The 13,667-nt window shown below is 43.8% G+C and carries 10 protein-coding genes and 4 tRNA genes; 8 read left to right on the forward strand and 6 right to left on the reverse strand.

The genetic code is table 11. From position 1 onward, the window contains the following. Nucleotides 1-156: 156 nt before the first annotated feature. From JMY05_RS00140 to rimI, 6 genes are all read left to right on the forward strand, one after another. A tRNA-Thr gene (locus JMY05_RS00140) sits at nucleotides 157-232 on the forward strand. A 67-nt stretch (nucleotides 233-299) separates the two neighbouring features. Next, nucleotides 300-383 (forward strand) — tRNA-Tyr (locus tag JMY05_RS00145). Between the two features lie 83 nt (nucleotides 384-466). Further along, nucleotides 467-540: transfer RNA gene (locus tag JMY05_RS00150), tRNA-Gly, on the forward strand. A 119-nt stretch (nucleotides 541-659) separates the two neighbouring features. Beyond that, nucleotides 660-734 (forward strand) — tRNA-Thr (locus tag JMY05_RS00155). A gap of 523 nt (nucleotides 735-1,257) precedes the next feature. Continuing rightward, complete coding sequence (gene tuf, locus JMY05_RS00160; protein ID WP_055124836.1) at nucleotides 1,258-2,448, forward strand: elongation factor Tu; 1,191 nt, start codon at nucleotides 1,258-1,260, stop codon at nucleotides 2,446-2,448. A 180-nt stretch (nucleotides 2,449-2,628) separates the two neighbouring features. Then, on the forward strand, nucleotides 2,629-3,126 hold the full coding sequence (gene rimI, locus JMY05_RS00165; protein WP_045447673.1) for a ribosomal protein S18-alanine N-acetyltransferase: 498 nt from the start codon (nucleotides 2,629-2,631) through the stop codon (nucleotides 3,124-3,126). 63 nt (nucleotides 3,127-3,189) lie between these two features. On the opposite strand, the gene JMY05_RS00170 is transcribed toward rimI, so the two are convergent. From JMY05_RS00170 to trxB, 3 genes are all read right to left on the reverse strand, one after another. Continuing rightward, nucleotides 3,190-3,624 (reverse strand): MerR family transcriptional regulator, encoded by a 435-nt coding sequence (locus JMY05_RS00170; RefSeq protein WP_045447676.1) that lies wholly within the window; start codon nucleotides 3,622-3,624, stop codon nucleotides 3,190-3,192. 96 nt (nucleotides 3,625-3,720) lie between these two features. Further along, nucleotides 3,721-4,530 (reverse strand): leucyl/phenylalanyl-tRNA--protein transferase, encoded by an 810-nt coding sequence (gene aat, locus JMY05_RS00175; RefSeq protein ID WP_045447679.1) that lies wholly within the window; start codon nucleotides 4,528-4,530, stop codon nucleotides 3,721-3,723. Continuing rightward, nucleotides 4,531-5,553, reverse strand: coding sequence for a thioredoxin-disulfide reductase (gene trxB / locus JMY05_RS00180; RefSeq protein ID WP_045456114.1), 1,023 nt, complete (start codon nucleotides 5,551-5,553; stop codon nucleotides 4,531-4,533). It abuts the gene before it with no gap. A gap of 589 nt (nucleotides 5,554-6,142) precedes the next feature. On the opposite strand from trxB, the gene JMY05_RS00185 reads away from it, so the two are divergent. Beyond that, nucleotides 6,143-9,523: a DNA translocase FtsK gene (locus tag JMY05_RS00185; RefSeq protein WP_201613871.1), complete on the forward strand. Its 3,381-nt coding sequence runs from the start codon at nucleotides 6,143-6,145 to the stop codon at nucleotides 9,521-9,523. Nucleotides 9,524-9,739: 216 nt separating this feature from the next. Continuing rightward, nucleotides 9,740-11,233, forward strand: coding sequence for an amidase (locus JMY05_RS00190; protein WP_201613872.1), 1,494 nt, complete (start codon nucleotides 9,740-9,742; stop codon nucleotides 11,231-11,233). A gap of 31 nt (nucleotides 11,234-11,264) precedes the next feature. Here the strand turns inward: JMY05_RS00190 and JMY05_RS00195 are convergent, their stop codons facing one another. The 3 genes from JMY05_RS00195 to JMY05_RS00205 all read right to left on the reverse strand — a co-directional run bounded on the left by JMY05_RS00195 (nucleotide 11,265) and on the right by JMY05_RS00205 (nucleotide 13,625). Continuing rightward, nucleotides 11,265-12,158 carry a DODA-type extradiol aromatic ring-opening family dioxygenase gene (locus tag JMY05_RS00195; protein ID WP_201613873.1) on the reverse strand — a complete coding sequence of 298 codons (894 nt, stop codon included), beginning with the start codon at nucleotides 12,156-12,158 and terminating at the stop codon, nucleotides 11,265-11,267. 128 nt (nucleotides 12,159-12,286) lie between these two features. Then, nucleotides 12,287-12,775 carry a 23S rRNA (pseudouridine(1915)-N(3))-methyltransferase RlmH gene (gene rlmH, locus JMY05_RS00200; protein ID WP_045447690.1) on the reverse strand — a complete coding sequence of 163 codons (489 nt, stop codon included), beginning with the start codon at nucleotides 12,773-12,775 and terminating at the stop codon, nucleotides 12,287-12,289. A gap of 301 nt (nucleotides 12,776-13,076) precedes the next feature. Further along, nucleotides 13,077-13,625 (reverse strand): DUF421 domain-containing protein, encoded by a 549-nt coding sequence (locus JMY05_RS00205; protein WP_201613874.1) that lies wholly within the window; start codon nucleotides 13,623-13,625, stop codon nucleotides 13,077-13,079. Between the last annotated feature and the right edge of the window lie 42 nt (nucleotides 13,626-13,667).

Consider the following 13,667-nt stretch of genomic DNA (forward strand, 5'->3'; position numbering starts at 1 on the left):
GCGGTTATTGTGGAAAAACCGCCTATTTTTTTATTTAAAAAACATCATTATAATCAATCAGTTATATTTTTTTATTGAAATAATCATAAAAAAGGCAAAAAAGGGCTTGCGTCTTTCAAAAAATTTGATAGAATAGCCACCACTTTAAGAGAACAAGCCGACTTAGCTCAGTTGGTAGAGCAACTGACTTGTAATCAGTAGGTCGCCAGTTCGATCCCGGCAGTCGGCACCATCTCTCTTAAAGTAGCTTTTTATGAATCTGTCTTAAACTAAAGCCATTTTTGTTTAAAGCAACCTAAGGTGGGATTGGGGAGCGGTCAAACCCAACAGACTGTAAATCTGTCGCGAAAGCTTCGAAGGTTCGAATCCTTCTCCCACCACCATATTTTTTAAGTTTGTCATAGCGCCAAGCATACTCTTTATACTTCATGACTCTCGATTAGAGTCTTCCTGAATAAGAGTAATTGCGGGTGTGGTATAATGGTAACACCTTAGCCTTCCAAGCTAATGACGCGGGTTCGATTCCCGCCACCCGCTCCATATATACAACATCGCAAAGATTATCAATAAATCATCACGACAGTCAGTTTTAGTATTGCTGTATCGTGATATTTTTTTTAGTAAATCCATAAGTTGTTTTTTGTGGTTATTAGAAACATGCTCATATAGCTCAGCGGTAGAGCACTCCCTTGGTAAGGGAGAGGTCTTGAGTTCAATTCTCAATATGAGCTCCATTTATTGTTTAAACCTCTTGTGTTTGCTTTGCCATCTTTAAACAGTTTGTGTCGATATCGAAATTACAAAATATTGAAAATTATAAATTACAGTGTAGCAAATAATATTTAAGGGTGACACTGAGGTGTTGCCTTTTAGTGCTGTCAATTTATCAAGTTATCAATACATGAGTAATTATCTAAAAGTATCTAAGATGAAATTGTTTAAGATAAAAGTATCTAGGTTCGGCAGGCTCCAATATTATTAATGATTTACACTAAGATAAAGTAGTGCAACAGCGATAATGTATAATATCTTGCAATGTTCACTAGATTGAAAAATACGTATAATGCTTAAACTTATGTGTGCAGCATTGAAATGCATGATCTGAGCACATATATACAGTCGTAAAGTGATCAAACAGTTTTAGTAGATAAGCCATAGCGTCAACGGTTTGATGGTTCTGTATGTATCATGAGCCGTCAAACAGCTATTCACCGATCTTTGATTGATAAAGATTCACCAAAAAAAGAGGAAATACCCATGGCAAAGGCCAAGTTTGAACGCGTAAAGCCACACGTCAACGTCGGTACAATCGGACACGTTGACCACGGTAAAACAACCCTAACAGCTGCCATCGCAACGGTAGCAGCAATCACTTCAGGTGGCGAAGCCAAAGACTACGCGTCTATTGACTCAGCACCAGAAGAAAAAGCACGTGGCATCACCATCAACACCTCACACGTAGAATATGACACCCCAGCACGTCACTACGCTCACGTCGATTGCCCAGGTCACGCCGATTATGTTAAAAACATGATCACCGGTGCCGCTCAGATGGACGGCGCAATCCTAGTCGTATCAGCAACTGACGGCCCAATGCCACAAACCCGTGAGCACATCCTGCTTTCACGTCAGGTTGGCGTACCGTACATCATCGTATTCATGAACAAATGTGATGTTGTTGATGACGAAGAATTGCTAGAACTCGTAGAAATGGAAGTTCGTGAACTTCTTAATGACTACGACTTCCCAGGTGATGATACCCCAATCATCCATGGTTCAGCGACTGAAGCCCTAAAAGGCTCACAAGAAAAATACGGCCAACCAGCGGTTGTAGAACTTCTTAACGTTCTTGACACCTACATCCCAGAGCCAGAGCGTGACGTTGACAAAGCATTCCTAATGCCAATCGAAGACGTATTCTCAATATCAGGCCGTGGTACTGTTGTAACAGGTCGTGTTGAATCTGGTATCGTACGCGTAGGCGACGAAATCGAAATCGTCGGTATCCGTGACACTCAAAAAACCACCTGTACTGGTGTAGAGATGTTCCGTAAACTGCTTGACGAAGGTCGTGCAGGCGAAAACTGTGGCGTACTACTACGTGGTACCAAACGTGAAGATGTACAACGTGGCCAAGTACTTGCTAAGCCAGGTTCAATCACTCCTCACACCAAGTTTGACGCTGAAGTTTATGTGCTTAGCAAAGAAGAGGGTGGTCGTCACACACCATTCCTAAACGGCTATCGTCCACAGTTCTACTTCCGTACCACTGACGTAACTGGCGCAATCCAATTACAAGACGGTACTGAAATGGTCATGCCTGGTGATAACGTTGAGATGGGCGTAGAGCTTATCCACCCAATCGCTATGGACAAAGGTCTTCGCTTCGCTATTCGTGAAGGCGGCCGTACTGTAGGCGCTGGTGTTGTTGCTAACGTACTGAACTAATCTATCCGTCTCAGTAATGAGCTTGTAAGTTAGTCATAAAAAGCCATCCTTGTTTAAGGGTGGCTTTTTTTTGGCTACAAAACAGATAACGGCATAATCAATATTATAATGATAAATATTTGAAATACAGTAAGTATTATTGTATTTGGGTTTGTATAAATAATAATAAGAGGATACATAATGTTGATGATAAAGATTTTACCAACCCATAGTGCAGATTTTGAGCAAGTGCTGCAAGCAGTAGCGGATATTGAAGCCATCGTTCAACCGCAAGATGCCTGGGGCTATCAGACATTGGTGGAATCACTCAAACAAGATAGCATGCATATGCTGATCGTTTATGAGCAAAAAGACAATATTATTATTAATAATACTGTGACAGGCTATTGTCTATATCAAGTGATTTTTGAGCAAGCAGATATTTTACGTATTGGCACGCATCCTGATTATCAACGTCAAGGTATCGCCTCACAAATTTTTGCCAGATTGAATACAGAATTGAGAACGCATCAGGTGGAGAGCCTTTTATTAGAGGTGCGCGCAGATAATACGCCTGCGATAGCCTTATATGAGCAGCAAGAATTTGCTCTCATTCATAAGCGTAAAGGGTATTACCAAACTCCACATCAACCAGCTATTGATGCACTGATTATGCAGCGCCTGTACGTCCGAGAATAATGAATGGCATCGAATAGAACCAAATAAACCCGCAGAATAGTAGATGGGTCGGCACTTTTATCATTATTGAGTGGGTATTTTCTTTTTGCAGATTTCAATATTGAGTTTATAGTCATTATCTACCTTCATACGCTCAAGAACATCGATACGTTCGCTTAATAGCTCTACCATGAGGCTGATATTGGCTTGCTGTTTTTGTATTTGCGCCAATTTTTGCTGAGTAAGCATCAGTTGTAAATCAACATCCAATTGACCATCGTAATAATCATTCAAGCTGTCTCTGATTTCAGTGAGTGTAAAGCCAATCGCTTGCGCACTTTTGATTAGCTCAATACGTTCGATACATTCTGGATGAAACTCGGTATATAAACGGGAGCCTGCCTGACGCTTACGAGATTTTAGCAAGCCCAGTTGGTCATAATGACGAACGGTGTCTTTGGTTGTTTGAGCTTTTGTTGCCAGTGTTCCAATCAGTAAGAACGATGTGTCGGGTGCCATGATAACCTCGTCGGTAGGTAGCAGTTGATAAGGTACGAGTTAATAAAGTAGCGATTAACAAACAGGCATAAGCCATCAATCACTTCGCCATCGTATTTATTTTAATCTAAGCTGCCAAGGTTCTATGGTATCAAGTAATGATACGGCGAGCGATTTGTGAGAGTTATTTTGCCATTTGACAATATTATTAGCCGTCAAGAGATCCAATTGAGTGAGAAATTCAGCACGCGGTAGCGTGGTTGCACCCAAGCTCATCAAATGCTCATTTGGTAGCTGACAGTCGACCAGCGCCACATGGCTTTGTTCACATAAGCGCATTAAACCCCAAAATGCGAACTTTGAGGCGTTAGAGGCGATATGAAACATCGATTCGCCAAAGTAAATGCTACCTATTTTTAGACCATAAAGCCCGCCAATGAGTTGCCCTTTATCATTCCAAACTTCAATGCTATGTGCAAATCCTTGTGCATGCAGTTCGGTATAAGCCTCAATCATTTCTTCATGAATCCAAGTATGTTCGCCCTCGGGCTGTTCATTATTGAGGCGATCACTGCGCGGTAAACTACAGGCATGAATAACGTCATCAAAAGCTTGATTCAGGGTTAATTGCCAACGCTCGCGGATGGCTTGCTTACGCAGCGACTTGCTTGGCTTATAATTGGTTGGCACCATCACACAGCGCGGTTCAGGGCACCACCATGCAATTGGTTCATCTTCATTAAACCAAGGAAACAGACCCTGCGCGTAAGCAGAAATCAATGTTTCGGCTGCCAAATCTCCTCCGATAGCGACGATACCAATGCCGTCAGGATCAACCATCAAAGGGTCAGGAAAGTCATAACGCCCAAGACTTTTTAAGGTCTCAGGCGTGATGTGCTCATTGTTGTATTGAGAGAAATTACCCATTTAGGCTTCTTTATCAGCAGTCAATGTTGACGCATAAGTATGGTCAGCGGCTGTAGCTTCGCCAATCGCATCCAAGTATTTTTCAGCATCTAGCGCAGCCATACAGCCCGTACCAGCAGAAGTGATTGCTTGACGATAGACATGGTCTGCGACATCACCTGCGGCAAATACACCTTCGATGCTGGTTTGTGTGGCATTGCCGTCTAAGCCGCTTTTGACAATAAGATAGCCGTCTTTCATATCCAGCTGACCTTTAAATAAGTCTGTATTCGGCTTATGACCAATCGCGACAAACATGCCAAACACGTCTAACTGTTTGGTGCTGCCATCAATCATAGATTCGATGATTACGCCATTGACGCCCATGTCATCGCCGACGACTTCTTTGACTTTATGATTCCACTCGATTTTAATATTACCGTTTTTGACTTTTTCAAATAATTTATCTTGGAGGATTTTTTCAGAGCGTAAGCTATCACGGCGATGTACCAAGGTCACTTCAGCAGCAATGTTAGATAAGTATAGGGCTTCTTCAACGGCAGTATTACCACCACCGATGACAGCAACTTTTTGATCTTTATAAAAGAAACCATCACAAGTTGCACACGCTGATACGCCTAGGCCACGGAATTTGGTTTCTGACTCCAACCCCAAATACTGTGCTGATGCGCCAGTCGAGATAATAAGCGCATCACAAGTGTAGCTACCATTATTACCCGTCAGCTCAAAAGGGCGCACGTTTAAATTGACTTCATTGATATGGTCATAAACCAATTCAGTACCAAAGCGCTCGGCATGGGCTTTCATGCGGTCCATCAATGCAGGACCTGTTAAGTCATGCGCATCGCCCGGCCAGTTATCGACTTCAGTGGTGGTAGTTAGCTGTCCACCTACTTCCATGCCCGTGACCATAACAGGTTTGAGATTGGCACGTGCTGCATACACAGCCGCTGCATAACCAGCAGGGCCTGAGCCTAGGATAATGAGTTTTTCGTGACGTGGAGCGGTATTGTCAGTTGCCATGAGTTATTCCTTGCTAAATATAAATGTTAAAAATACGAGTGAGCAATATAATAAAAAACAGTCTTCAAAATTGATGCTAATAGGATTTTCTAATCGCTGCGTGATAATAACATAAGGGCATTGGACGAAAAGTACAAGTTTGCTAAAACAAACACAGGTATGATTACAATCAAAGTATATTTTTCTTGAAATATTATGGTTAGAAACCGCTGGTATTTTATAGCCCTTGTCTAATATGACTGTCCTTGTTCTGTTCGTTATATTTTGCAAGTGACATAGGTTTTTGCTTAAACCGTATGATTTTTGCCTAAACCGTATACAGACTGATTTTATTGCACGCTTTCTTTGTAAGACGGTCGCCACTATCCCTATGTATTTGTTATTATAAGAAGTTATGCCAAGTGTGCCAAAGGCAAAAAGAAGGCTGTTGTATATCGCTTTTATAATAGACAATGTTTTCTGTACACTTCGCTAAGTGCGTTTGTATCAGCACTTTATATCCAACCCTTTATCAGCGCTTTATGTCAGCATGATTAGGCTTAGTCATGCATTGGCGACCATTTAGTATTAATAACAAGGCAGATCTTACGTGATATCAGCACCGCTTATTGAGTATTTAAAAAAGGGAATATTTACCCTCCTTGGGTTAATACTGGCCGTCTATCTATTTGTCATTTTGATGACATATACCAGTAATGATCCTAGTTGGTCGCATATCAGTAGCGATATGACCACGATTAATAATGTAGGCGGCGAATCGGGTGCTTGGTTATCTGACTTGCTTTATAGCTTCTTTGGTTTTGGTGCATGGTGGCTGCTGGCGTTTGTGGTTTATGAATCTATCCTTATTTGGTGGGACAACAAGCCAACGTTTTGGCTGATGCGAGTGGTTGCTTATGTGTTTTTATTATTAAGTGCCAGTGCTTTGTTTGCACAATTGGTGGCGTTAGTACAGCAATTGACCAATCCAGGAACGCTAGGACTGGAAAGCGTGGCTGGTGGCATAATTGGGTTTGAATTACAGGCGCGTTTGGCACAGCTTTTATCGCAGTGGGGGAGTGTAATTTTCTTGACAGCATTCGTCATTATTACCGCGACCTTTGCCTTTAATATTCATTGGCTAGCGATTTATGAGAAGGTTAAGGCGCTATCGTGGCTTGGCTCAGGGGTGAAGCGTCAGGGTAGGATGCACGATAGCGTGTCAACCACGCCAGAAAATATCAATGCCAAGCAAAATGATGAAAACATAGCCAAGAGTAACGCGAAAAAAGACGCAGCCGATCACGAGCAGTTACCACTTGAGTTGCAAGTTGCTGGCAATGCTCAAGCCGTAGACAACAGTGGTCGGTTCAGCAATGTGTTGTCAGAGTTCTTGGCAACGTCAGGGTTGGCTGAGAGCGTTAAAGCTTCTGTAGTTGCCGCAACACAAGCGGCGATGCCTAATTCAGCTGCTAAATCTAGTCGTGAGAATAGTGAGCCTGTCCCTGTCTCAGTAGAAACACCTAGCAGTACTGTTCAAAATCTAGCAAGTCATACGAATACATCGACGCCGTCAAGTCCTGCCATGACTGCTATCCGTAAAGTCGAGCCAAGCTTTGCTTGGAACGATGCCAATACTGTCGATGACTTGTTAGCCAGCGAGCAAATGGCTTATCACGCTAATAATATGAACACTTCTGATTCAGCTGCTACTATTTCTGTATCTGCTGATAGCAATACTGAGTCGTTAGAGACAGTGGTGCTAGACTCTACAGCGATATCAGCCGTAGATATGTCCGAAACTCAATCAACAGAGAACTTGCCTTCAATAGCTCAGCCATCAATAAATGAGCTGGTATACGGTGAGACGGCTGACGAAACGGATAATGAGCCTAAATCGTTCGAGTTAGAGGATAAAGTGGAGGCCGTTGATATACTGGCCGATGCATGGTTGGCAGAGCATGCTGATGTCTCAACATCTACAGCTATGCAGTCTGTAGAAACAGGGCAACCTACAGGAACAGTGCAAGCAGCCAATATGACTGAGCTGCCCAGACAAGCAGTAGTCACAGCGCCTGCGACAGACTCATTTAATAGCGAAATGGACGACTTTACTGATAAATGGTTTGATGAAGAGCCTGAACTGTCAGAGGATTTCGAACCTTCTTATATATCTAATGAAGCGAGTGTCGCCAAAGCAGTAGACGTGGTTGAACCAGTTGCGCCAGCCGCTGATATGACGCCGACCAATACGCCACCGTCTAATCCTAAACTGCCGCCTACGGTAGAAACCCGCGTCACAGCGTCAGCTATTGAACCAATAGTCGCGCCTAAACCAACGGTAAGTTTTGCGGTACCTGAGGGCGATAGTAGCAATCATATCACTGACATGATGCCAGAGGATGATAGTGCTGAAGATGTCAATGCGCCCGTTATGCCAGATATTAGTGATGATGCCGCCTTCAGTCAAAAATCACGCTCGATGCAAACAGCTGCCTATCGTAGTAGCCTAACGCCTATTCCAGAGATTTCTATTTTGGATAAGCCAGACCCTGATCGTAAGCCCAGTTATACCGTCGCCGAGCTTGAGCAATTATCAGAGTTACTAGAGATTAAGTTACAAGAATTTAATGTAAAGGCGAATGTGGTCAACGCCATTCCGGGTCCTGTTGTTACCCGCTTTGAAGTGGAGCTTGCTGCTGGAGTAAAAGCCAGTAAGGTTACCGGTATTTCACGTGATTTGGCGCGCTCGTTATCGATGGCGTCTTTACGTGTGGTTGAAGTCATTCCGGGTAAGCCATATATCGGTATCGAAGTACCCAATAAGCAGCGCGAAATGGTACGTTTGATTGAGCTATTGAATACCGAAAAATTCCAAGATCCCAAAGCTCAAATCAGCATGGCGATGGGTAAGGACATCGGTGGTAATGCCATCATTACTGACCTTGCGCGCGCGCCGCATATGTTGGTTGCTGGGACTACAGGTTCGGGTAAATCGGTATTGGTCAACTCGATGCTACTATCGATGCTACTCAAATATACGCCAAATGAGCTGCGTCTCATCTTGATTGATCCAAAGCAGCTCGAGCTTGCCAACTATAATGATATCCCGCATCTGTTAACACCAGTCGTCACCGATATGACTGAAGCGGCCAGTGCTTTATCATGGTGCGTGGCAGAGATGGAACGTCGCTATCAACTGATGAGTTTACTCAAAGTGCGTAAGCTTAATGAGTTTAATAAAAAGGTCATTGCTGCTGAAAAATCGGGCAATCCGATGCTTGATCCTTTGTGGCGACCTAATGACAGCGTGAGTATCAGTCAAGCGCCGAAGCTAAAAACCTTGCCGATGATTGTCATTGTCGCGGATGAGTTTGCCGATATGATTATGCAAGTCGGTAAACAAGCCGAAGAGCTTATCACCCGTCTTGCACAAAAATCGCGGGCAGCTGGGATTCATTTAATGCTGGCTACCCAGCGTCCATCGGTCGATGTCATTACTGGTCTGATTAAAGCCAATATCCCCGTTCGTGCAGCGTTACGTGTGAACTCAAAAGTGGATTCGCGGACGATTCTGGACAGTGGCGGTGCCGAAGACATGCTGGGTAATGGTGACATGCTATTTTTAGGACCTGGGCAAATTGAGCCAGATCGTGTGCATGGTGCCTATGTCGGCGATGAAGAGGTCAACCGTGTTTGTGATGCGTGGCGCGAACGCGGTGCGCCTGATTATATTGACAACATGGCAGGTAACTTTGAACTGTCTAGTCCTAGTAGCGGTGGTAGTACGGCGAATGCATCTGGTGAGGACGACGACCTTTATAACGATGCTGTGGCCTTTATTATGGAGACGCGGAAAGTTTCTGCTTCTAGTATCCAGCGTAAATTTAGCATCGGCTATAACCGTGCCGCACGTATCGTAGATTCTATGGAGGACGCGGGGTTGGTCAGCTCAATGGGCAAAAGCGGTAAGCGTGAGCTATTAATGTAGCATTTAGATTATATTAGACAATAAAAAAGACGAGTCACGAGAGTGGTTCGTCTTTTTTATCGGAAAAATATGATAACGCTCATGTCTGAGTGACCAATCAGTTTTTTTATCAATTATCAGCACTCGTTTTTTATACTAAACTGACCTCTGTTGATAGCATAAATATCACTCAATTTTTAGAAGTCTTAGGTTCATTACTCAGCAAGGAGGCAAGTTATGTTTAAAGAATATACTCAATATGATGCCATAGCATTGGCGGCATTGGTCAATTCAGGTGAAGTCAGTGCTAAAGAGTTGTTAGATGCTGCCGTCTATCAAGCCAATACACTCAATCCCAAATTAAACGCCATCATCCATCGTTTTGATGACCGTGCTTATCATGCTGCACAGGCGGGATTACCCTCAGGTATATTCAATGGTGTGCCTTATTTACTCAAAGATTTGTCATTTGGCTTTGCCGATGAGCCAATCACGATGGGCAGTCGTAGTGTTAATATCATCTCTGAGAGCGACAGTGAAATCGTCAAGCGTATGAAAGCCACAGGTGTGAATACTTTTGGCAAAACCAATACGCCAGAATTTGGTTTGATCATTACCACTGAACCAAAAGCCCATGGTGCGACTCATAACCCTTTCAAAAAAGGTTACAGCTCTGGCGGTTCATCGGGCGGTAGTGCCGCGTCAGTAGCAAGTGGTATCGTACCAATGGCGGGTGCGGGTGATGGTGGTGGCTCGATACGCTTCCCTGCTGCTTGGTGCGGCGCTTTTGGACTTAAACCCAGTCGTGGTCGTAACCCGATAGGCCCTAAATTCGGGGAAGGCTGGGAAGGTGCAGTCGCAGATCACGTGATTACCCGCAGCGTACGTGACAGTGCCGCGATGCTCGACGCTACAAATGGCGCAGAGATTGGTGCGCCTTATGTCATTGCGCCACCTGATGGCACATTTTTGCAAGCAGCGATGCGCGCACCAAGGCAATTAACCATTGCCTTACATCAACAGCCATTGATTGCCAATACTGTGGTGGATAAAGAAGTGTTAGCCGTATTAGAGCAAACGGCTAAGCAGCTGGAAGCCATGGGTCATCGTGTCATACCCGCCGAGCCGAATATCAATATCGAGCAGTTTTGGCATGACTTTATGGTGGTGGTCTGCACCCATACCGCTTTTACCATTGATAATATCGAGCGTGACTTTGGGGCAGAACATATCAAAAACCTAGAGCCGCAAACCTACAATATGGCATTGCTCGGTCGCTCATTATCAGCCGTTGATTTGGCGCATGCTAAGCATGGTTGGCATCACAGTCAGTATCAAACGGGTTTGCTACTTGAAACCTATGACATGATTTTATGTCCGACTGTGCCGACACCTGCAGTTAAGCATGGTGTACTGCCACCAAGTGTTATGGATGAAATGCTCATGCGTAGCGCAGGAGTGCTCAATAAGGGCATCGATATGGGTAAGTATGCCTTTAGCTCAGGTATGATCGAAAAGCTCAGTCAGCCTGTACTGGGCAAAATGGCCTTTACACTACTGGGTAATATCACAGGATTGCCAGCGATGTCATTACCGGTAGGAATGAGTAAAAAAGGTTTGCCAATTGGGATGCAGCTGATTGGGCGTATGAATGATGAAGCGACATTATTCAGTGTGGCAGGGGAGATGGAACGAGCAGGGTTGTTTACCAAGGCAGCCTTTGAGAAGTAGGTTTGCATTCTATCGATTAAGTAATGATTACTTAATCAAATCGATAAATATCCATGCCTAAGCTATGATGCGCCATGCTTTGATGGACAACTGAGACACGCTGACCTGTACCTAAGGCAAAAAACAATGGCAACAGATGCTCGTCACTCGGATGAATATCTTTATAGTCAGGATATTGCTGCCAATCTAAAGCACTAGGAATGTCTGTTTTGAGCTGTTGTAGCAGCCATTGCTTAAATGCTTTAGCCGTTTGGTCAACACTATCTGCTTGCCAGCGTAATGCTTGCAGATTATGGGTAATGTTACCTGAGCCAATGATCAGTATTTGCTCTTCACGTAGGCGTGCTAGCTGCGCACCCAATTGATAACAGGCGATACTGTCATAATGCTGCGGTAGAGAAACCTGTACGATAGGTATCTCAGCCTCTGGATATAAGTGCCTGAGCGGTGCCCACACCCCATGATCGCAAGCCCGCACCGGATTGACGCTACAAGTAATACCGCGTGCAGTGAGCTGCTGGGCAAGGGATTCAGCAAGTGCTGGCTGACCAGATGCAGGGTATTGGAGCTCATATAGCTCAGGCGGAAAACCTGAAAAGTCGTGCCAAGTCTTGGGTTGAGGATTACTGCTTATTTCGAGTTTGGCGGATTGCCAATGCGCTGACATAATCAGGATGGCACGTGGTTTTGGTAAGTTTTGCCCAATACGTGCCAGTGCACTGGTCGTGGCAGATTGTTCAATGGCAAGCGTGGGTGCGCCATGCGAGATAAACAATGCTGGTAGCTTAGCCACATTTGATCCTGAAGCAGGTGCATCTGTCCAAACGCCAGTCGCTGTAATAGGCGTTGGCGAATGAGAGTACGAGTCATCAGGCTGATGAATTGAATGAGGGATGTTAGGTGTCGCATGTTTTGGATATTTCATGTAGCGTTTATTAGGGCGCGCCGCGATTTTTCAATCGCTTCTATCATTGATATTGTTGCCCATAAACTATCAGCACAGCATATCGGCAAAAAATATTAGCACAGAGTATAGCAGTGTTTAATGATTGCTTAATTGCCACGATGATAAGGATGGTTATTATTGATACTCATCGCACGATACAATTGTTCCATTAGTACAACACGTACCAACGGATGCGGTAATGTCAGCGCTGATAGTGACAATTTTACATCAGCTTTGGCTAATACTTCTGGCGATACGCCGTCTGCGCCGCCGATCACCAGTGCAATATCATCGCCTTGCTGCATGCCATCAGCTAATTTATCAGCCAGCCCTTCTGTGGAAATCATTTTACCTTTGACATCCAGTACCCATAGTTGCTCACGCCCTGAAGCATTATGAGCGGCTAATATTGCCTGTCCTTCTTGCTCACGGTATTGTGCCAAATTGGCATCAGAAGGGTTTTTTGCACGCTTTGCGGCAGCAATTTCCACGATTTCTGTGCTGAGCATAGGCTGGATACGCTTAAAATACTCATCGAACCCCGTCTGTACCCATTTAGGCATTTTATTACCGACGGTTAAAATCCTTACTTTCATAGCCAGTACCACTTTAATTTTAGTCATTAGTAAAATGTAACAAAAGAATTTTACGCTGAAGTGAACGTAACAAACAAGATTTTACGAAGCTTTTTTTATGCTTTACTAGGGCATGTCCTCAATTTAATCGGGCATTCTCTAAATGGGCTAAAGATGGCTAAATTTTACCAAACTGCGTCAAATAGCTTATGAATATCTCGATATTATTTGCGCTATTTTCCTTGTTTGGCGGCAATTTATCTCATTTTTATCACCATTTTTAAAATGAGGGTACGCCCTAATCTTCTATAAACAATAGGTCTTACATCAAAGGCTGTATGGTTTGCGAGACAGTATCTTCTGTATTTTGGTCATTATCGCTGGCATCAGTTGGGCTGGGTTTTGGAATAATAGTAAGCTTGGCATCAGACTCAAAAACGATGGCTTCAATATCATCGAAACGATGCACTCCTTCAGAGCGCATCGCACATTCAATCTCTTGACGAGTCAGCCGCTCAGCGCGCATGGCATCTGGCAAAAACTGCCCTTGATAGAAAACAATACGCGGCTCTGACAAAATAAAACTGCTAAATTGCGGTGAGATAGAGGCGTATTTGGTGACTAAAAACTGCAATAAATAAAGTACTAAAATCGATGAAACCCCTTCGACAAAAGGAATGTCTTTGAGCAGAATAGTACTGGCACCAAGTGAACCGATCATCACGGTGACGATCCAATCAAAATTATTGAGCTGCGAGGTGGAGCGTTTACCTGAAATTTTGGTCACCAGTACGATCAACACATAAACCATGACTGTCGTCAAAACGATGCGTCCAAGCTTGTCTATATTGTCAAAAAAAACCATGTCCATGATAAATGCTCCTATTAAAATATAAAACCGTTAATCACCCAC

The organism is Psychrobacter sp. JCM 18902 (genome assembly GCF_904846615.1).
In the GTDB taxonomy this organism is placed as follows: domain Bacteria; phylum Pseudomonadota; class Gammaproteobacteria; order Pseudomonadales; family Moraxellaceae; genus Psychrobacter.